This is a genomic window from Streptomyces cucumeris (assembly GCF_024295805.1).
GTDB classification, from domain to species: Bacteria; Actinomycetota; Actinomycetes; order Streptomycetales; family Streptomycetaceae; genus Streptomyces; species Streptomyces cucumeris.
The window spans coordinates 138,462-163,324 of record NZ_JANCLX010000021.1 but is presented as its reverse complement, the minus strand read 5'-3'; the positions used below and the strand labels follow the sequence as shown (position 1 = coordinate 163,324).

Genomic DNA, 24,863 nt, shown 5'->3' with positions numbered 1-24,863 from the left:
TCTCCAGGCTCCTGAGATGGAGGTGCTTGCGCATCTGGCCGGTTTCGAGGACCGGGTGAGCATTGCCGCGGTGAATGGTCCGGCGGCCACGGTGATCTCCGGTGAGGAGAGTGCCGTGCTGGGGATCGCGGAGGCGGTGGGGTGTAAGAGCAAGCGGCTGCGGGTGTCTCATGCTTTCCATTCGCCGTTGATGGAGCCGATGCTGGCGGAGTTCGCCGCGGTGGCGCAGGGTGTCACCTTCACCGCGCCCGCCGTCCCGATCGTGTCGAACGTGACGGGCGAGGTGGCGGAGGGGGAGGTGTGTTCGCCCGGGTACTGGGTGCGTCATGTACGTCAGGCGGTCCGCTTCGCCGACGGTATCCGTACCCTCCGGGCCCACGGTGTGCGGCGTTTCGTCGAACTGGGCCCGGTCGGAGTGCTCACCGCCATGAGCCAGGAATGTGTGGCCGACGACGATGACACCGACGCCGCGTTCATCCCGCTGCTGCGCAAGGACCGCCATGAGGTCGAAGCGCTGCACACCGCCATCGGTCAGTTGCACGCCCATGGTGGGGTGGTGGACTGGGAGCGGTTCTTCGAAGGCCGTGGCGCCCGTCGAGTCGATCTGCCGACCTATGCCTTCCAGCGCCAGCGCTACTGGCTGGACGCGCCCGCCACCATGGGCGACATGGCCTCGGCCGGGCTGGGCGCGGCGGAGCACCCCCTGCTGGGCGCGGCCGTGGAACTGGCCGGTTCCGACGGCCTGGTGCTGACCTCGAGCCTGTCCGTGCGCAGCCAGCCGTGGCTGGCCGACCACGCCGTCTCCGGTACGGTCCTCTTCCCCGGTACCGCCTTCTTGGAGCTGGCCGTCCAGGCCGGTGACCGGGTCGGCTGCGACCACGTCGAGGAACTCACCCTCCAGGCGCCGCTGATCCTCCCCGAACGGGGCGCCATCACCCTCCAGCTGGTGGTGGATCCGCCGGACGAGAGCGGTACCCGCGCGCTGACTGTCTACTCCCGTCCGCAGGACGCGGGTACGGGCGCGGACACCGGAGCGGACCTGTCGTGGACCCAGCACGCCAGCGGCGCGTTGACCACCGGTGCGCCCGAGGGCTCGTACGACCTGGGTGGCGTATGGCCGCCCCAGGGTGCCGAACCGATCGACGTCACGGACCTGTACGACCGGTTCGCGGAGAACGGCTTCGGCTACGGCCCGTCGTTCCAAGGGCTGCGGTCGGCCTGGCTGCGCGGGGACGAGGTGTTCGCCGAGGTGCGTCTCGCCCAGGAGCGACAGTCCGACGCGACCGCGTACGGACTGCACCCCGCGCTGCTGGACGCCGCGTTGCACACCATCGCGCTCGGTCCGATGCTCAAGGCGGGCGAGGGCCGGCTGCCGTTCTCCTGGACCGGGGTGTCACTGCACGCCGCCGGAGCGGGCGAGGTGCGGGTGCGGCTGACGCCGAACGGCACCGACGCGGTCGCGCTGACCGTGGCCGATGCCATCGGCCGCCCGGTGGCCTCCGTCGACTCCCTGGTGCTGCGCAAGCGTCCCGAACGGCTGGGTGACACGAGCCCCGGCGGACTCGGCGAGGCGCTCTACCGGCTGGACTGGGTGCCCGCGGCCGAGCCGCCCGCGGAACGCGCACCGCGCGCCACGGAGAACTGGGCGCTGCTCGGTGATGTCGACTTCAAGCTGGTCGGGCTCGATCTGCGCGGCTACCGGGACCTGTCGGCGCTGCCCGCCGAGGCCGCCGGGATGCCCGCCACCGTGCTGGTGCCGTGTGTGCCGGAGCCCGGGGGAGTGGCCGATTCGGTGCGGGCGGCGTGCCACCGGGCGCTGGAACTGGTGCGGGCGTGGCTGACCGAGGAGCGGTTCGCCGATTCCCGGCTGGTGTTCGTCACCCGTGGCGCGGTGGCGGTCGAGCCGGGTGCCGATGTGCCGGATCTGGCGCACGCCGCCGTCTGGGGTCTGGTGCGCTCCGCGCAGTCGGAGAACCCCGACCGGTTCGTCCTGGTGGACCTCGATGAGGACGAGCGTTCCGTCTCCGCCCTGACCGCCGCCCTGGCCCTGGACGAGCCGCAGTCGGCGATCCGCGAGGGTGCCGTCAGCGTGGCCCGGCTGGCCCCCACGGCGGACGTGGCCATCGCCACCGCGACGGACACCGGCGCCGCGGCGCCCGCATGGGATCCGCGGGGCACGGTGCTCATCACCGGTGCCACCGGCACCATCGGCGGGGTCATCGCCCGCCATCTGGTCACCGAGGGCGGTGTCCGGCATCTGCTGCTCGCCGGACGCCGTGGACCGGACGCGGACGGCTCGGCCGAACTCGTCGCCGAGCTCAATGAGTTGGGCGCCGATCGGGTCACTCTGGCCGCATGCGATGTGTCCGACCGCGCGGCGCTGGCGGAACTGCTGGCCACCGTCCCGGAGGAGCATCCGCTGACGGCGGTCGTGCACACGGCCGGAGTGCTGGACGACGGTGTGGTCTCCTCCCTCACCCCGGAACGGGTGGACCGGGTGTTGCGGCCGAAGGTCGACGCCGCCGTGCACCTGCACGAGCTGACGCGTGAACTGGACCTCTCGGCGCTGGTGCTGTTCTCCTCCATCGCGGGCACCTTCGGCGGGATGGGACAGGGCAACTACGCGGCGGGCAACGCCTTCCTGGACGCCTTCGCCCAGCACTGCCGGGCCCAGGGCCACCCCGTCCAGTCGCATGCGTGGGGGCTGTGGGAGCAGCGCAGCGAGATGACCGGCAAACTGGCCGACGCCGATCTGACGCGGCTGGCACGGGGTGGCATCGTGCCGTTCTCCTCGGCGGAGGGGGCGCGGCTCTTCGACGCCGCGCGGGCCGTGGACGACGCGGTCGTGCTGCCGATGCGGCTGGACACCGGCGCGCTCACGGCGCGTTCCGGTGCGGTACCGGCGCTGTTGCGCGGACTGGTGCGGACCCCCGCGCGGCCGCCGGTCCGGCGGGCCGCCGCGGCCACCGGGGCCGGTGCCGGGCCTGACGGGCCCGAGGGGCTCAAACGCCACCTGTCGGGTCTGCCGGAGGCCGAGCGCGCCCGCTTCCTGCTGGACCTGGTCCGTACGACCGTGGCCGGTGTGCTCGGCTACGACGGCGCGACGGCCGTCGAGGCGGAGCGCGGTCTGCTGGACCTGGGCTTCGACTCGCTCACCGCCGTCGAACTCCGCAACCAGCTGGGCAAGGCCACCGGACGGCGGCTGCCGGTGACCCTGCTCTTCGACTACCCGACCTCGAAGGCCATCGCCGAGTTCCTGGAGGCCGAGATCGCGCCGGAGGCGTTCACCGCCACCGGCGCCGCCTTCCCCGAACTCGACACCCTGGAGAGGGGCCTGGCCCGGATCGCGGCGGACGACGGGACGCGTGCGGCCCTCTCCTCCCGGTTGCAGGACCTGCTGGACCGGCTGAGCCGGATCCAGGAGGACGCTCAGCACGCGGAGAGCGCGGACGACGTGGTCTCCACCCGCATCGACGCCGCCTCGGACGATGAGATCTTCGACTTCATCGAGAACGAACTCGGCCTGTCCTGATGGTGCTCATGGTGCTCACACGAACGGAATTCAACGAGATGGGCGGTACACGGTGAGCGAGGCAAAGCTCCGCGACTACCTCAAGCGCGTGACCACGGATCTGCACCGTACGCGCCGGCGGGTTCAGGAGCTCGAGGACCGGGAGCGGGAGCCGATCGCCATCATCGGGATGGCATGCCGCTACCCCGGTGGGGTGGCGTCGCCCGAGGAGCTGTGGGACCTGGTGGCGAACGGCCGGGACGCGGTGTCCGCCTTCCCCGCCGACCGCGGCTGGGACCTGGACGCGCTCTACGACCCGGACCCGGACCGGCCGGGCACCAGCTACGCCCGTGAGGGCGGCTTCCTCGACGCCGCCGACCGGTTCGACCCCGCGTTCTTCGGCATCTCGCCGCGCGAGGCGCTGGCCATGGACCCCCAGCAGCGGCTGCTGCTGGAGACCGCGTGGGAGGCCGTGGAACGCGCCGGGATCGACCCCGCCACTCTGCGGGCCACCCGCACCGGGGTGTTCGCCGGGGTGATGTACCAGGACTACGGCACCCGGCTGCGGCAGGTGGCCGACGATGTCGAGGGCTATGTCGGCAGCGGCGGTTCGGGCAGCATCGCCTCCGGGCGCATCGCCTACACCTTCGGTCTGGAGGGCCCGGCCGTCACCATCGACACGGCCTGTTCCTCCTCGCTGGTGGCCGTGCACCTGGCGGCACGGGCACTGCGCAAGGAGGAGTGCGGACTCGCCCTGGTCGGCGGGTCGATGGTGATGTCCACCCCGGTGGCGTTCGTGGACTTCAGCCGTCAGCGCGGCCTCGCCTCCGACGGCCGCTGCAAGGCGTTCTCGGCGGACGCCGACGGCACCGGCTGGGGCGAGGGCGTGGGCATGCTGCTGGTGGAGCGGCTGTCGGACGCGCGGCGCAACGGCCATCCGGTGCTCGCGGTCCTGCGCGGCAGCGCCGTCAACCAGGACGGTGCGAGCAGCGGGCTCACCGCGCCCAACGGCCCCTCCCAGCAGCGGGTCATCCGCCAGGCGCTCACCGACGCCGGGCTCACCGCCGCCGACGTGGACGCGGTGGAGGCCCATGGCACCGGCACCTCGCTGGGCGATCCCATCGAGGCGGGTGCGCTGCTGGCCACCTACGGCAGGGAGCGGCCCGAGGACCGTCCGCTGTGGCTGGGCTCGTTGAAGTCCAACATCGGGCACACCCAGGCCGCGGCCGGGGTGGGCGGGGTCATCAAGACCGTGATGGCGCTGCGTCACGGTGTGCTGCCCAGGACCCTGCACGCGGACGAGCCCACACCCAACGTGGACTGGTCATCGGGCGCGGTGGAGCTGCTGTCCGAGGCCCGGGAGTGGCCCCGGACGGAGGACGGACGGCCGCGCCGCGCCGCGGTGTCCGCCTTCGGGTTCAGCGGCACCAACGCCCATGTGATCCTCGAGCAGGCGCCCCCGGAGGAGTCCGCCGACCCGGATGCCACTCCCGGGGAAGCGGCACCGCAGGACACCACCGCGCAGGACACCGCCCCGGCGCAGGAGACGGCCGAGCGGCCCGCCGCCGTCGTCTGTGACAGCGTCCCGTGGCCGGTGTCCGGACGGTCCGAGGAGGCGCTGCGGGAACAGGCCGGACGGCTGTGCGCGTATCTGGAGCGCTCCCCCGGGGCGTCCCCGGTGGACATCGGCTATTCGCTGGCCGTCACCCGCTCCGCCTTCCCTCACCGCGCCGTCGTCACCGGCGACAGCCGCGAGGAGCTGCTGCGCGGACTGGAGCGGCTGGCCGACGGTGTGGACCCGGGGACGGTGGCCGGTGCGGGCGCGACGGCGTTCCTGTTCACCGGACAGGGCGCACAGCGCCTCGGCATGGGGCGTGAACTGCACACCGCCTTCCCGGTGTTCGCCACCGCCTTCGACACCGTCTGCGCCGCGCTCGACCGCCATCTGGCGGGTCACGTCGACCGGTCCGTGCGCGATGTGGTGTTCGGCGAGGACACCGCGGCGCTGGACCGGACGGTGTACACCCAGACCGGACTGTTCGCCGTCGAGGTCGCTCTGTACCGGCTCGCCGAGTCCTGGGGCATCACCCCGGACGTCCTGGTCGGCCACTCGGTCGGCGAACTGGCCGCGGCCCATGTGGCGGGTGTGTTCTCACTCGACGACGCCTGTGCGCTGGTCGCGGCCCGCGGCCGGCTGATGGACGCGCTGCCCGCCGGTGGCGCGATGGTCTCCCTCCAGACCGATGAGGCCGCGGTGCTGCCCCATCTGGAGGGCTACGAGGGCCGGGTGGCCCTGGGCGCGGTCAACGGTCCCGCCGCCACCGTGATCTCCGGGGAGGAGGCGGCCGTCCTGGAGGTCGCCGCCGCCGTCGGCGCCAGGAGCAAGCGGCTGCGGATCTCCGTCGCCTCCCACTCCCCGCTGATGGACCCCGTGCTCGCCGCGTTCGGCGAAGTGGCCGCGTCGATCGCCTATGCCCCGCCCCGGATCGCAGTGATCTCCAACGTGACCGGGAAACCGGCGGGCGAGGAGCTGTGCACGCCCGAGTACTGGGTGCACCATGTGCGGCAGCCGGTGCGGTTCGAGGACGGCATCCGGTCCCTGGAGGCCCAGGGCGTGACCCGCTACGTGGAGATCGGCCCCGGCGGGGTGCTGACCACCATGGCCCAGGAGTGCGTGTCCGACGCCGGGGCCGCCGCGTTCGTCCCGCTGCTGCGCAAGGACCGCCCCGAGGCCGGGGCGGCACTCTCCGGCGCCGGGCTGCTGCACGCCCACGGCGGCCACGTCGACTGGGAGCGGGTGTTCGCGGGCCGTGGCGCGCACCGTGTCGATCTGCCCACCTACGCCTTCCAGCGGCAGCGCTACTGGCTGGACGCGCCCGCCGCCGCGGGCGACATGGCCGCGGCCGGGCTGGGCGACACCAGCCACCCCCTGCTGGGCGCCGCCGTCGAACTCGCCGACTCCGACGCCCTGGTGCTCACGGGGAGGCTGTCGCCGGCCGCCCAGCCGTGGCTGGCCGACCACGCCGTCTCCGGTACGGTCCTCTTCCCCGGCACCGCCTTCCTGGAGCTGGCCGTCCAGGCCGGTGATCAGGTCGGCTGCGACCACGTCGAGGAACTCACCCTCCAGGCGCCGCTGATCCTGCCCGCGCGGGGCGCGCTCACCCTACGGGTCACCGTCGGCGAACCGGACGACGACGGACGGCGCCCGCTGCACGTCCACTCCCGCCCGGACGGCGCCGGGTTCGGCGAACCGTGGACCCCGCACGCCACCGGCACCGTCACCACCGGTGCACCGGCGGCACCGGAGGAGCTCACTGCATGGCCCCCGGCGGACGCCACCGAAATCGACGTCAGCGACATGTACGAGCGGTTCGCCGCCAACGGCTTCGGCTACGGCCCCGCCTTCCAGGGGCTGCGCGCCGCCTGGCTGCGCGGTGACGAGGTGTTCGCCGAGGTGCGGCTCGGCCAGGAACAGCGGCAGTCGGCCGCCGGGTTCGGTCTCCATCCGGCCCTGCTCGACGCCTCGTTGCACGGTATCGCCCTCGGCACGCTGTTCGACGGTGAGGACCCGGACACCGCGCAGGGCCGGCTGCCGTTCTCCTGGACCGGGGTGTCGCTGCACGCCACCGGGGCCGATGAGGTCCGGGTGCGGATCTCCCCGGCCGGAACGGACACCGTGGCGCTCACGGTGGCCGACCCCGAGGGCCGCCCGGTGGCCACCGTCGACGGCCTGCTGCTGCGGAAGATGACCGGCGACCAGCTCAGCGGCGCCCGCGCGGCCGCCAGCGAGGCACTGTTCCGGCTCGACTGGCCCGCGCTCACCACCGACGCGCCCGCCACCCCGCTCGGCCGCGCCGCGCTCATCGGCGACGACGGGCTCAAGGTGACCGAGGACCTCTTCGCGGCCGGGGTCCACCTGGAGTCGTACGCGGACCTGGAGTCGCTGGGCTCGGCGGTCGACGCCGGTACCGCCGCACCCGCCGCCGTGCTGATCTCCTGTGCCCAGGAGAGCGCGGAACCGGCCGGTGCGGTGCGGACCTCCGTGCACGGCGCGCTGGAGCTGGCACAGCGGTGGCTGGCCGACGAGCGGTTCGCCGATTCCCGGCTGGTGTTCGTCACCCGTGGCGCGGTGGCGGTCGAGCCGGGTGCCGATGTGCCGGATCAGGCGCACGCCGCCGTCTGGGGTCTGGTGCGCTCCGCGCAGTCGGAGAACCCCGACCGGTTCACCCTGGTCGACCTCGACGAACACGAGGACTCCGTACGTGCCCTCCCCGCAGTACTGGCCTCCGGGGAACCGCAGCTCGCGCTGCGCGGCGGCCGGCCGCACACCCCGCGCCTCGCCCGTGAGCGGGGCGGCGCCGCCACCGCGGCCCGCGAACTGGACCCCGAGGGCACGGTCCTGATCACCGGTGCCACCGGCACCCTCGGCGGTCTGCTCGCCCGCCATCTGGTGACCGGCCATGGTGTCCGCCACCTGCTGCTGACCAGCCGCCGAGGACCCGCCGCCGAGGGGGCCGGCGCACTCCGCGAGGAACTGACCGCGCTGGGTGCCACGGTGACGGTCGCCGCCTGCGACACCACCGACCGGGACGCCCTGGCGGAGCTGCTGGCCCGGGTACCCGCCGACCATCCGCTGACCGGGGTGTTCCACACCGCCGGGGTGCTGGACGACGGTGTGATCTCCTCGCTCACCCCGGAGCGGGTGGACCGGGTGCTGCGGCCCAAGGTGGACGCCGTGCTCCATCTGCACGAGGCCACCCGGGACCTGGACCTGGCGGCGTTCGTCCTCTTCTCCTCCGCTGCCGGTGTGCTCGGCGGCGCGGGACAGGGCAACTACGCGGCCGCCAACGGTTTCCTGGACGCCTTCGCCCAGCACCGCAGGGCGATGGGGCTGCCCGCCCACTCCCTGGCCTGGGGACTGTGGGCGCAGACCAGCACGATGACCGGGACCGTGGACACCGCGCAGACCACCCGCTCGGGTGTGGCCCCGCTCTCCTCCGCACAGGGTATGGAACTGCTCGACACCGCCCTGGCCCTGGACACCCCGCTGCTGGTGCCGATGCGTATCGACCTCGCCGCGCTGCGCGCGGGCGCCGGATCGGGATCGGTGCCGCTGCTGCTGCGCGGACTGGTCCGGACACCCGCCCGGCGGGCGGGCGCGGCCACCCGCGGTGGCACGTCCGGCGGCGGGGCGGCGCTGACGGACCGGCTGGCCGGACTCGCCGAGGACGAACAGCACACCCTCCTGGTGGAGTTGGTGTGTGCCCAGGTGGCCACCGTGCTCGGCCATCCGGACCCCTCCGCGGTCGGCCCCGCCCATGAGTTCGTGGACTCCGGATTCGACTCCCTCACCGCGGTGGAACTGCGCAACAGGCTCAACGCGGCCACCGGGCTGCGGCTCCCCGCCACGCTGGTCTTCGACCATGAGACCCCGACCGATCTGGCCGCCCGGCTGCGCACCGATCTCGCCGCCGCCCGGCAGTCGGCGCCCGCGGACGGCGGGGCGGCACCGGCACGGTCAGCGGCGGCCGCCTCCGGCGACTCGACCACCCTCTCCGCGCTGTACACCCAGGCGTTCGAGACGGGCAAATGGAAAGAGATCTTCGATCTGCTGCACGCCACCGCGGCACTGAGGCCGCGGTTCGGCTCCACCGCCGAACTGGACCGGCTGCCGTCGACGGTGCGGCTCAGCAAGGGCCCGGCCGAGGCGCATATGTTCTGCTTCTCCTCCTGCCTGGCGGTGGCGGGCATCCATCAGTACGCCCGGTTCGCCGCCTCACTGCGCGGCCGCCGCAATGTGTCGGCGCTCGCGCTGCCGGGCTTCGGCCGGGGCGAATCCCTCCCGGAGACCGCGGACGCGGTGGTGGCGGCCCAGGCCGAGGCAGTGGCCGAAGCCGCCGACGGGGCGCCGATCGTGCTGCTCGGATCCTCGGCGGGCGGCTGGTTCGCCCAGGCCGCGGCCGGACATCTGGAGCGGATGGGCCTCCAGCCCGCCGCCGTGGTCCTGGTGGACACCTATGTGCCCAAGAGCAGCATCCTCAACCAGTTCGGACTGTCCCTGATGGACGGGATGACCGAGCGCGAGGGCGTGTTCGTCACCATGGACGACGACCGGCTCTCCGCGATGGGCTGGTATCTCAACCTGTTCGGCACCTGGGAGCCGGAGCCGATCCGCACCCCCACCCTGCTGGTCCGCGCGCTGGAACCGCTGTCCACCGGATCCCTGAAGCTGGAGGAACTGCCCGACTGGCGGTCCTTCTGGGAGCTGCCGCACGACATCGTCGATGTGCGGGGCAACCACTTCACCATGATGGAGGACCACTCCACGCCCACGGCCCAGGCCATCGAGGACTGGCTGGAGCGCCTTCCGCGCGACCCGCGCTGATCTCCCCGTGCCACCTCCGTACGCACCGCCGTGCCCCGCTCCGTACGCACCGCTACGCATCGCGAAAGGAACACCGACCACCATGGCGTTGCCCGCTACCGATGAGAGCCTGTGGTTCCGCCGGTTCCACCCCAGTCCGGATGCCGAGGTCAGCCTGGTCTGCCTGCCGCACGCCGGAGGGGCCGCCAGCTTCTGGTTCCCGCTCTCGGAGCTCCTGCCGCCGGGTGTGGAGGCCCTGGCCGTCCAGTACCCCGGGCGGCAGGACCGGCGGCACGACCCGCATATCGAGAGCGTCCATGAGATGGCGCGCGAGGTCTTCACGGCACTTCGGCCGCTCGCCGCCGAACGGCCGTTGGCCCTGTTCGGCCACAGCATGGGCGCGAGCGTGGGGTTCGAACTGGCCCGGCTGCTGGAAACGGAGCTGGACACGGTGCCCGTGGCGCTGTTCGCCTCGGGCCGGCCCGCTCCCTCACGCCACCGCAGCCGGGACATCCACCGGCTCGACGACGCCGGAATCATCTCCGAGCTCCAGCTCGTCAGCGGCACCGACGCCCGGATCCTCGGCGACGCCGAACTGCTCCAACTGGCCCTGCCGTCCATCCGCAGCGACTACAAGGCGGCCGAGACCTATGAGTACCGGCCCGGGCCCCGGCTGGCCTGCGACATCGTCGGGCTGATCGGCGACAGCGACAACCGGGTCGCGGTGGAGGAGGTGGCGAGCTGGCAGGAGCACACCTCCGGCTCCTTCCGGCTCGAGGTCTTCCCCGGTGGCCACTTCTACCTCGGGGAGCAGAAAGCGGCGGTGGCCGGGGTCATCGCGGACACCCTGCGGACGTACCCCGCCCGCGGCGGTCAACTTACCGACTGAGAGAGAAAACCGACGATGCGTATCCTTTTTGCGACGGTGTCCGAGAAGTCGCACCTGTACACCATGGTGCCGCTCGCCTGGTCCCTGGCGGCCGCGGGCCATGAGGTACGGGTCGCCAGCAACCCCGCCCTCACCGAGGCGATCAAGAGCACCGGTCTGCCCGCCGTCTCCGTCGGCAAGGACCACAATCTGCACGAGATGCTGACCCAGAACCGGGACTCCCTGGAGAACCCGCTGTCCGACTGGTCCGATCCGGACCCGGCACAGCACTCCTGGGAACAGGTGCTGATGAAGTTCAAGGTCAGCGTGATGTTCGCCTACCAGACCTACAACGACTGCATGGTCCATGAACTGGTGGCGTACGCCCAGGACTGGAAGCCGGACCTGGTCATCTGGGATCCGGTCACCTACGCGGGACCGGTGGCGGCCAAGGTGTCCGGCGCCGCCCACGCGCGGCTGCTGTGGTGCATCGACATCTACTCCGCGATGCGTCAGGTGTTTCTCGAACGGCTCGCGGAACAGCCCGAGGAGCGCCGTGAGGACCCGCTCGCCGACTGGCTCGGTGGCATCCTCGGCCGCTACGGCCACACCTTCGACGAGGAGGACGTGGTCGGTCAGTGGACCATCGACCAGATCCCGGGCAGCCTCCAGCTCCCGCTGAGCGTCGACCGCGTCCCGGTGCGCTATCTGCCCTACAACGGACCCTCGGAGATCCCCTCCTGGGTGAGCGAGCCCCCCGCCCGCCCCCGCGTCGTCCTCACTTCGGGGGTGTCCGCCCGCGCGGCGCTGGGCGGCACCTTCATGCCGCTCGCCGACATGATCCGCACTCTGGGGGAGATGGACGTCGAGGTGGTGGCCGCGGTGCCGCCGGAGGAGGTCGAGGCCCTGGAGAGCGTCCCGGACAACACCCGCCTGGTGGACTTCGTACCGCTGCACGCCCTGCTGCCCGGTGCCTCGGTCCTCATCCACCACGGTGGCTTCGGCTCATGGGGCACCGCACTGGCCAACGCCGTACCGCAGTTCATCCCCACCATCCGGTACGCCGACTGGTGGAACAAGGCCACCAGCCTGGAGGAGGCGGGGGCCGGGCTCGCCGTGCACGCCTCCGAACTGACCGCCGAGCGGCTGCGGGAGAGCGTGACCCGGCTGGTGGCGGAGGACTCCTTCAGCAAGGCCGCCGAGCGGCTGCGCGAGGAGAACCTGGCCGAACCCACCCCGCACGACCTGGTTCCGGTGCTGGAGCGGCTCACCGCGGAGCGCCGCCGGTGAAGGTCCGTGAGCTGGCGGTGCCCGGCGCCTGGGAGATCACCCCGGACGTCCACCGCGACGACCGCGGCACGTTCGTCGCGCACTATGTGGCCTCCGCGTTCACCGCGGCCATCGGCCACCCGCTGCGGCTGGGCCAGAACCACCACAGCGTCTCCCGGCGCGGCGCCGTCCGCGGGATCCACTACGCGGACGTACCGCCCGGCCAGGCCAAGGTGGTCACCTGCACCGGTGGCGCGCTGCTCGATGTGGTGGTGGACCTGCGCACCGGCTCACCCACCTTCGGCCGCTGGGACAGTGTGCGGCTGGACCCGGTGTCCTGCCGGGCGGTCTACCTGGAGGAGGGGCTCGGCCACGCGTTCGTCGCGCTCGAGGACACCACGGTGGCCGCCTATCTGAACTCCGAGGAGTACGACCCGGCCGCCGAGCACGAGATCAACCCCTTCGATCCGGCGCTCGGCCTGCCCTGGCCCGACGATATGGAGCACCTGGTCTCCGCACGCGACCGGAACGCCCCCTCGCTGGCCGAGGCCGAACGCGCCGGACTGCTGCCGTCCTACGCGGCCTGCCGGGCGGTACACCACCGGGGTGGCTGAATCCGTATCCACCGATCGGTTGATGCCCCGCATCAGCCGGTCGGTGGAGGGAGGATCAGCCCGGCGGGCAGCCAATGGGCCGATCCACAGCGGGCATCCGCTTCCTACGGTGGAAGGGTGAGGGAACCGAGCGAGGAGGACGCGGGCCGATGCCGCTGATCGAGGTAGAGAACCTGCGCAAGGAATACCGCAACCACGTCGCCGTACAGGATGTGTCCTTCTCCGTCGAGGAGGGCGAGATCTTCGGCATCCTCGGCCCCAACGGCGCGGGCAAGACCACCGCCGTGGAGTGCGTCGAGGGCATGCGCAAACGGGACGGCGGACGGATCTCCGTGATGGGCCTGGACCCCCTGAAGGACGTGGCGGAGCTCCGCGAGTCCATCGGGATCCAGCTCCAGCAGAGCGAACTGCCGCCCAAGATGAGGGTGTGGGAGGCGCTGGAGCTGTACAGCACCTTCTACCGCGATCCCGCCGACTGGCGCCGGCTCATCAAGGACTGGGGGCTGTCGGCCAAGGCCGACGCCGCCTACGGCTCGCTCTCCGGCGGCCAGCAGCAGCGGCTGTCCATCGCCCTCGCCCTCGTCGGCAACCCCAGGATCGCCGTCTTCGACGAGCTGACCACGGCGCTGGATCCGCACGCCCGCCGCGAGACCTGGAAGCTGATCGAGAAGGTCCGCGCCCAGGACGTCACCGTCCTGCTGGTCACCCACTTCATGGAGGAGGCCGAGCGGCTCTGCGACCGGATCGCCATCATCGAATCCGGCCGGGTGGTCGCCCTCGACACGCCCTCCGGACTGGTCTCCCGGGTCAATGAGCAGCAGATCATCCGGTTCAAGCCCTCGGTGCCGCTCGACGACGCCCTGCTGACCGCACTGCCGGAGGTGGACAGCGTCAGCCGGTCCCGCTCCCAGGTGACGGTGACCGGCAAGGGCAACGTGGTCTACGCGGTCATCTCCGTCCTGGCCCGCAATCAGATCGTGGCGAACGAACTGCGCCTGGAACAGGCCAGTCTCGATGACGCCTTCGTCGCCCTGACCGGCGCCCAGCCCGCCGCCCACTGAACCCGAGGAGATCCGTTCCCATGTCCGGGCGCACCAAGCTCACCTTCGTCGAGAGCAAGCTGTTCCTGCGCGATCCCACCGCGGTGTTCTTCGTGATCGCGCTCCCCATCATGCTGCTGACGATCTTTCACTTCGTCACCACCAAATCGGACGACGACGCCGCCACCAAGGCGTCCATGGCCGCCTTCGTCCCCGCGATGGCCATGTCGCTGTGTCTGACCATGCTCGCCCTGAACCTGCTGCCGACCACCCTGGCCACCTACCGGGAGAAGGGCATCCTGCGGCGCATGGCCGCCAGTCCCGTCCACCCCGGCAATCTCCTGGTGGCCCAGCTGGTCATCAACCTGGTCACCGCGGCCGTCTCCGCGGTGCTGGTCATCGCCGTCGGCACCGCCGCGTTCGACACCGATCTGCCGGGTGACATCCCCGCGTTCCTGATCAGCTTCGTCCTCGGCACCTGGGCGCTGTTCTCCGTCGGCCTGGTGGTGGCCGCCGTGGCGCCCAGCAGCAAGTCGGCCACCGCGATGGGTCTCTCCCTGCTCTTCCCGAGCCTGTTCTTCGGCGGGGCGTTCCTGCCCAAGGAGGACCTGCCCGGGACGGTCGCCACCATCGGTGACTACACCCCGCTCGGCGCCGCGCTCCAGGCGCTGCGCGACTCCTGGGAGGGGCAGTGGCCGGAGAACCTGCACCTGTCCGTCCTCGGCGTGATCGCCGTGGCCGCCACCGTGGCGGCGGCCAAGCTCTTCCGCTGGGAGTGAGGTGAGCGCGGCCAAGGACGACGGCGGACGGTGGGAGCGGCACTCCGACATCCTGTTCGGGGGGCTGCCCTACCTCCTCCTGCTGCTGTCCACCGGGCTGAGCCTGCTCCACGGCGGGCAGCCGGACCGGGACCGGCTGACCACGCTCGGTCTGGTCGCGGTGGCCGCCGCCTGGATCCTGGGCACCTACACCCTCCCGACCGGACGGCGCAGCCGCCAGGCGTACGGCACGGTGCGCACGGCCGGGTACTTCGCCGGGCTGCTCGCCGTCGCCGCCGTGCTGATGGCCCGCGACCCGGTGTTCATGCTGTTCGCCGCCACCGGCTTCCTCCAGGCCCTGGTGCTGCTGCCCACGGTGTGGGCGTTCGTCTGTGTGGCGGCCACCTCGTTCGTCGTCAACACCGTCCCCGACGGTTTCCCCGAGCCCTCCACCACCGCGATCGTGGGCTATCTCGCCACCATCGCCTTCCAGACCGTGGTGATCGGCTGGATCAACCTCCTGTCGAGCCGGCTGAACCAGCAGCATCAGCGGCGCAAACGCACCGTGGCCGAACTGCGGTCCGCGCTCGCCGAGAACGCCGGACTGCACGCCCAGCTCATCACCCAGGCACGGGAGGCCGGGGTGCACGACGAACGCCAGCGGATGGCGGGGGAGATCCATGACACCCTCGCCCAGGGGCTGGCCGGGATCATCCGTCAGCTCGAGGCCGCCGAGGACGCCGAGGCCGACCGCGAGCGGTGGCGGCGCCATGTGGTCGCGGCCAAGGAGCTGGCGAGGGAGTCCCTGGCCGAGGCGCGCCGTTCGGTGCAGGCGCTGCGCCCCGAACAACTGGAGTCGCGGACCCTGCCCGATGCCCTGGAGGCGCTGGCCGAGGGCTGGTCCCGCGAGCGCGATCTGAGCGTGGGATTCGAGACCACCGGCACCGCCGCGGCCCTGCACGCCGAACTGGAGGCCACCTTGTACCGGGTGGCGCAGGAGGCGCTCACCAACATCGCCAAACACGCCGAGGCGTCGAAGGTGGGCATCACCCTGTCCTACATGGACGACCTCGTGGTCCTGGACGTCCTCGACGACGGTGTCGGCTTCGACCCCGCCTCGGCCGCCGCCGAGGCGGGCCGCTCCGGCGGCCAGGGCCTCGGTCTGGTCGCGATGCGCCGCCGGCTGCGCCGGGTCGCCGGTACGTTGGACATCGAAAGCGCCCGCGGCGAGGGCACCGCCATCAGCGCGGCCGTCCCCGTCATCCCCCTGGAAGCCGGTGAATGAGCGGAAACCGTCACAGCGTGCCCAGTGCCCCGGCCGACCCCGTCCGCGACCCCATCCGCATCCTCATCGTCGACGACCACCCCGTGGTCCGCGACGGGCTGCGCGGTGTGCTGGAGCGCGACCCGGACTTCACCGTCACCGGGGAGGCGGGGGACGGTGCCGAGGCCGTCGAGCTGTACCGCGCGGCCCCGGCCGATGTGGTGCTGATGGACCTGCGGATGCCCCGGATGGGAGGGGTGGAGGCCATCAAGTGGCTGCTCGGCCAGGATCCGGAGGCCCGCATCCTGGTGCTGACCACCTATGACACCGACAGCGACGTCATGGGCGCGCTGGCCGCCGGGGCCACCGGCTACCTCCTCAAGGACACCCCGCGCGAGGAGCTGACCCGCGCCGTGCGGTCCGCCGCCGCGGGCCAGTCCGTGCTGTCCCCGGCCGTCACCGGACGGGTGCTGGGCCAGGTGCGCAAGCCCACCCAGGGCCCGTTGAGCGACCGCGAACTCGAAGTGCTGAAACTCATCGCCGACGGCGCCACCAACCGCCAGGCCGCCGCCGCGCTGTTCATCAGCCAGGCGACCGTCAAGACACATCTGCTCCATGTCTACGAGAAACTCGGGGTGAAGGACCGGGCGGCGGCCGTCAGCGAGGCCCATAAACGCCATCTGTTCGGCTAGGAAAGCAGGAAAGCCATTCCGCGGTCCCGGGGTAGGGGTGCCGGATAGGGGTGGGCCAGGGTAGGGGTGTTGTCCGCGGAGCGGCGCCCATACGGTTGGCGATATGGCCCTTTCGTGCAATCAGCGGGCCGTCGTCGTCGGCGGCACCGGATTCATCGGGCGGCATATCTGCCGGGCTCTCGCCCGACAGGAATATGACGTCCTGGCAATGGCGAGAAAGCCCGCTGAAGCGATTCCCGGAGTCGGATTCCTGGCACTCGACGCGGTGGCCGCGCCGATCGCCGACATCGCCGCCGCCGTGGGCTCCGCCGACCTCGTCGTCAACGCCGCCGGCGACAGCTGGGAGGGCGACGAGGCACGGATGACGGCCTCGCACATCCCGCTGGTCGACCAGCTGGTGAGCGCCCTTGCCACGCTTCCCCGGCGGCCGCGGCTGGTGCACCTGGGCTCCGTCCACGAGTACGGCCCGGTCCCCGACGGCATGGCCATCACCGAGGACCACCCGACCGCCCCCCTCACCCCCTACGCCCGCACCAAACTGGTCGGCAGTCGGATCGTGCTGGGCTCTGCGGACGCCGGGCGGGTGGACGGCTGTGTGCTCCGGGTGACCAACGTCTGCGGCCCCGGCACCCCGTACGGCAGCTTCCTCGGCCGGCTCGCCGCCCGGCTGCGGGAGGCAGGTGAGGCCGGTGCGGACACCCCGTTCACCCTCACCCTCGTCGACGACCAGCGGGACTTCATCGATGTACGCGATGTCGCCGACGCCGTGGCGCTCGCCGCCGCGGCGCCGGTCACCGGCCGTGTCATCAACATCGGACAGGGCGCCGCCACCGGGATGCGTGAACTGGCCGGACTGCTGATCTCCGCCTCGCGGGTGCCCCCGCGCCTGGTGCGCGAGGAGGACGCCCCGGTGCGCAGCAAGGGCGGCCACTGGACCCAGGCCGACATCTCCCTCGCGCGCGCCCTGCTGGGCTGGACCCCGAAGGTGCCCCTGAAGGAATCCCTCCACGACCTGTGGGCGGCCTCCGCCACGCGTCGCCCGGCCGCCGCGGCGGCCCGTACCGAAGGACACTGATGCAGTACACCCATCTCGGCCGCACGGCCCTCCAGGTGAGCCGGGTCTGTCTGGGCACCCTGAACCTCGGGGTCCGGGCGAGCGACGAGGAGAGCCACGCCATCCTGGACACCGCCCTGGAGCGCGGGGTCAACTTCGTGGACACCGCCAACCAGTACGGCTGGCAGAAGCACAAGGGCTACACCGAGGAGTTCCTCGGCAGCTGGTTCGCACGGGGCGGCGGACGCCGAGAGAAGACCGTGCTGGGCACCAAGGTCTTCAACCCGATGAGCGACCGGCCCAATGACTCGGGGCTGTCCGCCCGCCACATCATCGCCTCGTGCGAGGACTCGCTGCGCAGACTGCGCACCGACTGGATCGACCTGTTCCAGATGCACCACATCGACCGCCACGCGCCCTGGGAGGAGGTGTGGCAGGCGATGGAGACGCTGACCCGGCAGGGCAAGGTGCGCTACGTCGGTTCCTCCAACTTCGCGGGCTGGCACATCGCCGAGGCCCAGGAGGCCGCCACCCGGCGCCACTTCCTCGGCATCGTCTCCGAGCAGAGCGTCTACAACCTGGTCACCCGCCATATCGAACTGGAGCTGATCCCCGCCGCCCAGGCTTACGGGGTCGGGGTGCTGGCCTGGTCACCGCTGCACGGCGGTCTCCTCGGCGGGGCGCTGCGCAAACTGGCCGAGGGCACGGCCATGAAGACCGCCCAGGGCCGTGCCGCCGAGGCGCTGGAGCGGCACCGCGCGGCCGTCACCGGCTACGAGAAGCTCTGCGCCGAGCTGGGCACCGACCCCGCACAGGTGGGGCTCGCCTGGGTGATGCAGCGCCCGGGGATCACCGCGCCGGTCATCGGGCCGCGCAGCCTGGACCAGCTCGAAGGAGCCTTCCGGGCCCTGGAACTCACCCTCCCCGACGAGGTGCTCGCCGAACTCGACACGCTGTTCCCGCCGATCGGCAACGGCGGCCCGGGACCGGAGGCATGGGCATGGTGACCGCGCTCGGGGAGCGGCTGGTCCGGTCCGCGGCCGCCGTGGACGGTCCGGCCGGCCGGCTGTCCGACGTCCGGCACTGGTTCCGCGAACGCGCCGCGGCCGACACCTCCCGGGTCGAGGTCATCCCGTTCGCGGAACTGCGCGGCTGGAGCTTCGCGGCGGACACCCACAACCTGGTCCATGAGACCGGCCGGTTCTTCAGCGTCGAGGGACTGCGGGTACGGATGCCCGGCGCCCCGGTGGAGCGGTGGACCCAGCCGATCCTCCACCAGCCCGAGATCGGCATCCTCGGCATCCTCGTCAAGGACTTCGGCGGGGTACCGCACTTCCTGATGCAGGCGAAGATGGAGCCGGGCAACCACGGCGGGCTCCAGCTCTCGCCCACCGTCCAGGCCACCCGCAGCAACTACACCCGGGTGCACCGCGGCCGGGCGGTGCCGTACGTCGAGTACTTCCGGCGCCCGGACCGCCACCGGGTGCTCGCCGATGTCCGCCAGTCGGAACAGGGCACCTGGTTCTTCCGCAAGCGCAACCGCAACATGCTCGTCGAGGTCGCCGCCGACGAGGACGTCGAGGTGCGGGACGGGTTCCACTGGCTGACCCTCGGCCAGCTGCACCGGCTGCTGGCCGAGGAGGACCTGGTGAACATGGACGCCCGCAGCGTCCTGGCCGGTCTGCCGGCGATGCCCGGGGGCGGCCGGTCCGGGGAGCGGGGGAGTGTCCACCGCTCCGCCGACATCCTCAGCTGGATCACCGGACTGCGCAGTGACCGCGAGGTGGTGACCGAGCGGATCCCGCTGCGCGCGACGGACCGCTGGCACCGCACCGAGGGGCGGATCTCCCATGAGAGCGGCCGCTACTTCAGCGTCATGGCCGTGGACGTCCGGGCCGGCGGCCGTGAGGTGGGCGGCTGGACCCAGCCCATGATCGAGCCGCACGGCCCGGGGGTGGCCGCCTTCCTGCTGGCCTGTCCGGGCGGGGTGCCGCACGTCCTGGTGCAGGCCCGTGCCGAACCCGGCTACACGGATGTGGTGGAGCTGGCCCCCACCGTGCAGTGCACCCCGCGCAACTACGCACAACTGCCCGGAGCGGCCGCGCAGCGCTTCCTGGACGAGGTGACGGGAGCCCCGCCGGAGCGGGTGCGGTTCGACACCGTGCTCTCCGAGGAGGGCGGGCGTTTCTACCACGCCTTCAACCGCTATCTGGTGGTGGAGTCCGCCATGGACATCGTCCCGCCCGACGATCCGGACTTCCGCTGGATGTCACTCCACCAACTGCTGGAGCTGATACCCCACAGCCATTACCTCAATGTGGAGGCCCGCACCCTCATGGCCTGTCTGCACAGCGTCCTCGCGAATTAGGGGCTCTTTTCAGGGGTGCCCGGTCTAGGGGTTATTCGGACACGTGCGCTGCCCTAGCCTCCCAATGCATCGGGCACCCCGGAGCGGTACATCGGAGGACATGTCATGCAGGAGATCATCAGCGCCGCGCTGGCCGAGGACGCGGAGGGCGGGGATTTCTCCGCCGTGGAGATTCCGGATTCCTATCGGGGCGCGGTGGTCCTCCAGGAGGAATCCGAGATGTTCCAGGGAATGGCCACCTCGGACAAGGACCCCCAGAAGTCCCTGCACATCCATCAGGTGCCGACCCCCGAACCCGGGCCGGGCGAGGCGGTGATCGCGGTGATGGCCAGCGCGATCAACTACAACACCGTCTGGAGCTCCATCTTCGAACCGATGCCCACCTTCGGCTTCCTGGAGCGCTACGCACGGTCCGACGACCCCCAGGCCGCCCGCCACCACCAGCCCTACCACGTCCTCGGCTCCGATCTGTCCGGCATCGTGCTGCGCACCGGCCCCGGTGTGCGCCGCTGGAAGCCGGGCGACCGGGTGGTGGCCCACTGCCTGTCCATCGAACTCCAGTCGCCGGACGGCCACGACGACACCATGCTCGACCCCGAACAGCGCATCTGGGGGTTCGAGACCAACTTCGGCGGTCTGGCCGAACTCTCCCTGGTCAAGGCCAATCAGCTGATGCCGAAGCCGGAGCACCTCACCTGGGAGGAGGCCGCCTCCTCCGGGCTGGTCAACTCCACCGCCTACCGGCAGCTTGTCTCCCGCAACGGCGCCCAGATGAAACAGGGCGATGTGGCGCTCATCTGGGGCGCGGCCGGTGGTGTCGGCTCCTACGCCACCCAGCTCGCCGTCAACGGCGGGGCGATACCGGTGTGCGTGGTCTCGGGCGAGCACAAGGCCGCACTGGCCCGTTCCATGGGGGCGGAACTGGTGATCGACCGGGCCGAGGAGGGCTATCGCTTCTGGAAGGACCCGGCCACCCCGGACCCCCGGGAGTGGAAGCGGTTCGGCGCCCGGATCCGCGAACTGACCGGCGGTGACGACCCGGACATCGTGGTGGAGCACCCCGGCCGGGAGACCTTCGGGGCCAGTGTCTACGTGGCGCGCCGCGGCGGCACCGTGGTGACCTGCGCCGCCACCTCCGGCTACCGCCACGAGTACGACAACCGCTATCTGTGGATGGGTCTCAAGCGCATCGTCGGCACCCACTTCGCCAACTACCGCGAGGCATGGGCGGCCAACCGCCTGATCGAGAAGGGGATGATCCATCCGACGCTGTCCACGGTCTATCCGCTGGACGCGGTCGGTCTGGCCACCCAGGACGTCCACCGCAACCGCCACTCGGGCAAGGTCGGTGTGCTGTGCCTGGCGCCCGAGGAGGGGCTGGGCGTACGCGACCACGCACTGCGCGAACGCCATCTGCCGTCGATCAACCGCTTCCGCCGGCCGGCCGCGGCGGGGTCTCCGGGACCTCGGGGTCGATGAGGTGGAACCGGCGCAGGGTCCGCCGGAGCGCCACCAGGTCGAGCAGCCCCGGCGGGACCGGCAGCCGGTGCCAGGGCACATAGCGGTCGACCAGCCCGAAGGCCGCGCGCAGCGGTACGCCCAGCAGGGTGTTGTGGCCCGGTTCCGGGGTGCTGAAGCGCAGTCCGAGACGGTGCGCTGCGGCCACCTCGTACGCGGCCTTGCGGGCCCGGTTGAGGTTGCCCAGCGGCCGGAACTCCTCGGTGGTGTGCCAGGGGTTGAACGCCAGCTGCTCGACGCGGCGGGCCGCGGAGCGCGCCTCGGCGGAGTCCAGGTCCTGCCGCGGCAGGGTCAGCAGGGCGACCGGTACGACGGGAGCGTCGCTCTCCGGCCACTCCACCGAACCGTCCTCGACCGGGGTGCGGCCCTCGTCCCGGTAGCGCTGTACGCACAGTTCGAAGGCGACGTCCCCGGTGGCCAGCCGCAACGCCAGCTCATGGTGGAGGTAGTCGGGGTCACCGCGGTCGGGCGGGGGAGCGGGCGTCCCGCCGGGAGCCGGGCGCAGCTGGTAGCGGACCGGCCCCGCGCCGCCCCACAGGATGGCGCCCCGGCTCCAGAAGGTCTCCCGCGCCAGTGAGCCGACGCTGTGCCGGGTGGCCGTCCACACGTTGCGGCGCATCCGGTCGGCGGTCCCCCAGCCCACGGAGAGCGGCAGCCGTACGAAGAGTCCGAACGCCTGCTCGACGGTGCTGGTCGCGCCCGCCATGGCCTTGGCGAACGCCACGAACTCACGGGCGTCGGCGGCGTGCGAGACGGGGAAGCTGGTGGCCAGCAGATCGTGGGTCTCCTCGGGTCCGGCCTGGACCCGGACGGCGATCCCGCGCAGATCCGGCGAGGCGTCGTGCCGCTCGGTGCCCCCGGCGTTGGACATCCGCACCACGGCCGGGTACTCGGCGCCGGGCCGGGCGTACCCCACGCACAGTTCGGACGGCAGATCGTCGTGGAACCGCAGCCGCGCGTTCTCCACGCCCAGGGCCGCCTTGGCGTGGAAGGTGCGCAGCAGCGGTCCGGCGCCCGCGGTGTCCCGGTGGGTGTGCTGCACCCGCACCAGCTCCCGGGCCAGCTTGTCGAAGACCACCCGTTCGGCCTCGGGGCTGCCGCCCTGGTACGCCTCGTAGCGCTCCGCCGCCGGGTGTGCCGTCGCGCCGTACCCGTGACTCCGTACGGACCGCTCCTGCTGTCCGGTGTCGACCATGGGAACCTCTCCGTACGGGATGAACGCGAGAAAAGCGATAAAAGGAACAGAAAAGAGACAGTAGGGGAGGGAGTCCGAAGGCGCAGCCCGGAGCGGCGGCGGGGGTGGCGGTCCTCGGCGGCGCGTGGGCCGGGCCGCTGCGGCACACTGGGGGCATGCCGGAACTGCCCGAGGTGGAGGCCCTCGCCGGGATCCTGGCCGAGCGTGCCGTCGGCCGGGAGATCGGCCGTGTCCTCCCTGTCGCGGTGAGCGTGCTCAAGACCTACGACCCACCGCTGACCGCGCTCGAGGGCCGGACCGTGACAGCGGCGCGGCGCCACGGGAAGTTCCTGGACCTGGACACCGATGGGCTCCATCTGGTCGTCCATCTCGCCCGTGCGGGGTGGCTGCGCTGGAAGGACGGCCTGCCCGAGGCGCCGCCGCGGCCGGGCAAGGGGCCGCTGGCGCTGCGGCTGGTGCTGGCCGGTCCGGAGCGCTCCGGCTTCGACCTCACCGAGGCCGGGTCCCGCAAGGGACTCGCGGTCTACTGCGTGCGCTCGCCCGGGGATGTGCCGGGGGTCGCCCGGCTCGGCCCGGACCCGCTGGACGGCTCGCTCACCCCCGAGGCGTTCGCCGGACTGCTGCGCGGGGTGCGCCACCGGATCAAGGGCGTGCTGCGCGACCAGAGCGTCATCGCCGGGATCGGCAACGCCTACTCGGACGAGATCCTGCACGCCGCCAGGATGTCCCCCTACCGGCTGGCCTCCGACCTGGGCGAGAAGGAGATCTCCGCCCTGTACGAGGCGATGGACACCACGCTGCGCTCGGCGGTCGAGCGCTCCCGCGGGCTCGCCGCCGGGGACCTCAAGGCGGAGAAGCGCAGCGGGATGCGGGTGCACGGACGCACCGGCCTGCCGTGCCCGGTGTGCGGCGACACGGTCCGGGAGGTGTCCTTCAAGGACTCCTCCCTCCAGTACTGCCCCACCTGCCAGACCGGCGGCAAACCACTGGCCGACCGTCGTATGTCACGACTGCTCAAATAGTGCATGGCAGCGGTCAGTTGACGACACCCTCTTGACCCGGGCGGATCAAGCCCGCCATATGGTGGCCATGACCACAGCCCTGATCATCGGTGGCGGAATCGCCGGCACGGTGACCGCGATGGCCCTGCACAAGGCCGGGATCGACGCGGTCGTCCACGAGGCGTACCCCGAGAACGCCATGGACACGGGTGCGTTCCTCGTCGTCGCGGCCAACGGCCTGGAGGCGCTGCGCACGATCGACGCCCACCAACCCGTACTGGACCAGTCCTTCGCGGCCGGCCACGTCGACTTCATCAGCGACACCGGCAAACGGCTCGGCCGCAAACCGATGTCCGGTTCGCAGAACGGCGGCATCGGGTCCCGCACCATCAAACGCGCCACCCTGGTCGGCGCGCTGCGCGAGGAGGCGGTACGCCGCGGGGTGCGCATCGAGTACGGCAAACGGCTGCTCGCCGCCCACACCAGCCCCGACGGCTCGGTCGTCGGCTCCTTCGCGGACGGCGGCCGCGCCGTGGCCGATGTGCTCATCGGCGCCGACGGCATCCACTCGCTGATCCGCAGGACCATCGACGCCGCCTCGCCCCGGCCGCGCTACACCGGACAGCAGACCGTCTGCGGCTACGCCCGCGACGTCCCCGTGGCGCCGGATCCCGACACCTACACCATGATCTTCGGGAAACAGGCGTTCTTCGGCTGTACCACCGCCCCGGACGGCGAGATCTGGTGGTTCACCAATGCCCCGGCCCCCGAGCTGTCCCCGGCGGAGCTGGCCGCCGTCACGCCCGCGCAGTGGCGGGAACGGCTCACCGGGCTGTTCGCCGAGGACCGGACCGCCGCCGCCGGGATCATCGGCGCCACCGGCGACGACATCATCGCCACCGGCGCCTACGACCTCGTCTCCACTCCCACCTGGTCCTCGGACGGGATGGTCATCGTGGGGGACGCGGCGCACGCCTGTGCCCCCAACGCCGCACAGGGCGCCTCCCTGGCCATCGAGGACGGAGTGGTGCTGGCCCGGTGTCTGCGCGATCTGCGCCGCCCCCGGGCCGCCTTCGCCGCCTACGAGGGCTTGCGGCGCGAACGGGTCGAGAAGGTGGCCCGGAGCAGCGCAGGTATGGCCCGCCGGACAGCCCCCGGCCCGGTCAAACGCGCCCTGCGGGACGCCACCCTGCCCCGGCGGCTGGACCGCGCGGGCCAGGCCGCCCCCGACACCGACTGGCTGACCGGCTACCGCATCGACTGGGACGAGCCGGTGGACGGCCGGACGGCGCTCCACGACCGCCGCTGAGGCCCGCATCCGCCCCGGGGAGGGCGGCCGGACATTGT

The 24,863-nt window shown here is 71.9% G+C and carries 16 protein-coding genes; 15 read left to right on the top strand and 1 reads right to left on the bottom strand.

Annotated elements, in window-relative coordinates; all coding sequences use genetic code 11:
* From NMK44_RS27440 to ccrA, 13 genes are all read left to right on the top strand, one after another.
* The coding region (locus tag NMK44_RS27440; RefSeq protein ID WP_428849364.1) for a type I polyketide synthase at nucleotides 1-3,532 on the top strand (3,532 nt) is incomplete at its 5' end.
* Nucleotides 3,533-3,584: 52 nt separating this feature from the next.
* Nucleotides 3,585-9,896: a type I polyketide synthase gene (locus tag NMK44_RS27435; protein WP_254747897.1), complete on the top strand. Its 6,312-nt coding sequence runs from the start codon at nucleotides 3,585-3,587 to the stop codon at nucleotides 9,894-9,896.
* An 82-nt stretch (nucleotides 9,897-9,978) separates the two neighbouring features.
* Complete coding sequence (locus NMK44_RS27430) at nucleotides 9,979-10,764, top strand: thioesterase II family protein (protein WP_254747895.1); 786 nt, start codon at nucleotides 9,979-9,981, stop codon at nucleotides 10,762-10,764.
* Between the two features lie 36 nt (nucleotides 10,765-10,800).
* A complete protein-coding gene (locus tag NMK44_RS27425; RefSeq protein ID WP_254747893.1) occupies nucleotides 10,801-12,033 on the top strand; it encodes an activator-dependent family glycosyltransferase in 1,233 nt (410 codons plus the stop codon).
* Nucleotides 12,030-12,626, top strand: a complete 597-nt coding sequence (locus tag NMK44_RS27420) for a dTDP-4-dehydrorhamnose 3,5-epimerase family protein (RefSeq protein WP_254747891.1) — start codon at nucleotides 12,030-12,032, stop codon at nucleotides 12,624-12,626. Before NMK44_RS27425 ends, NMK44_RS27420 begins: the two co-directional genes overlap by 4 nt.
* Nucleotides 12,627-12,775: 149 nt before the next feature.
* A complete protein-coding gene (locus tag NMK44_RS27415; protein ID WP_254747890.1) occupies nucleotides 12,776-13,687 on the top strand; it encodes an ABC transporter ATP-binding protein in 912 nt (303 codons plus the stop codon).
* Between the two features lie 20 nt (nucleotides 13,688-13,707).
* A complete protein-coding gene (locus tag NMK44_RS27410) occupies nucleotides 13,708-14,445 on the top strand; it encodes an ABC transporter permease (RefSeq protein ID WP_254747888.1) in 738 nt (245 codons plus the stop codon).
* A gap of 1 nt (nucleotide 14,446) precedes the next feature.
* Nucleotides 14,447-15,709, top strand: coding sequence for a sensor histidine kinase (locus NMK44_RS27405; RefSeq protein WP_254747886.1), 1,263 nt, complete (start codon nucleotides 14,447-14,449; stop codon nucleotides 15,707-15,709).
* On the top strand, nucleotides 15,706-16,380 hold the full coding sequence (locus NMK44_RS27400) for a response regulator (RefSeq protein ID WP_254747884.1): 675 nt from the start codon (nucleotides 15,706-15,708) through the stop codon (nucleotides 16,378-16,380). The genes NMK44_RS27405 and NMK44_RS27400 overlap by 4 nt, the downstream gene beginning before the upstream one ends.
* Nucleotides 16,381-16,483: 103 nt before the next feature.
* Entirely contained in the window at nucleotides 16,484-17,455 is a 972-nt protein-coding gene (locus NMK44_RS27395; RefSeq protein ID WP_254747874.1) for an NAD-dependent epimerase/dehydratase family protein, read from the top strand.
* Entirely contained in the window at nucleotides 17,455-18,441 is a 987-nt protein-coding gene (locus NMK44_RS27390) for an aldo/keto reductase (RefSeq protein ID WP_254747872.1), read from the top strand. The genes NMK44_RS27395 and NMK44_RS27390 overlap by 1 nt, the downstream gene beginning before the upstream one ends.
* Nucleotides 18,435-19,802, top strand: a complete 1,368-nt coding sequence (locus NMK44_RS27385) for an NDP-hexose 2,3-dehydratase family protein (RefSeq protein WP_254747924.1) — start codon at nucleotides 18,435-18,437, stop codon at nucleotides 19,800-19,802. The genes NMK44_RS27390 and NMK44_RS27385 overlap by 7 nt, the downstream gene beginning before the upstream one ends.
* 105 nt (nucleotides 19,803-19,907) lie before the next feature.
* Nucleotides 19,908-21,281: a crotonyl-CoA carboxylase/reductase gene (ccrA, locus tag NMK44_RS27380; RefSeq protein WP_254747870.1), complete on the top strand. Its 1,374-nt coding sequence runs from the start codon at nucleotides 19,908-19,910 to the stop codon at nucleotides 21,279-21,281.
* Here ccrA and NMK44_RS27375 read toward each other — a convergent pair.
* Nucleotides 21,226-22,515: a catalase family protein gene (locus NMK44_RS27375; RefSeq protein ID WP_308358578.1), complete on the bottom strand. Its 1,290-nt coding sequence runs from the start codon at nucleotides 22,513-22,515 to the stop codon at nucleotides 21,226-21,228. The genes ccrA and NMK44_RS27375 overlap by 56 nt on opposite strands.
* Nucleotides 22,516-22,670: 155 nt before the next feature.
* On the opposite strand from NMK44_RS27375, the gene NMK44_RS27370 reads away from it, so the two are divergent.
* Nucleotides 22,671-23,537 carry an Fpg/Nei family DNA glycosylase gene (locus tag NMK44_RS27370; protein ID WP_254747868.1) on the top strand — a complete coding sequence of 289 codons (867 nt, stop codon included), beginning with the start codon at nucleotides 22,671-22,673 and terminating at the stop codon, nucleotides 23,535-23,537.
* Nucleotides 23,538-23,604: 67 nt separating this feature from the next.
* Nucleotides 23,605-24,825, top strand: coding sequence for an FAD-dependent monooxygenase (locus tag NMK44_RS27365; protein ID WP_254747866.1), 1,221 nt, complete (start codon nucleotides 23,605-23,607; stop codon nucleotides 24,823-24,825).
* Nucleotides 24,826-24,863 lie beyond the last annotated feature (38 nt).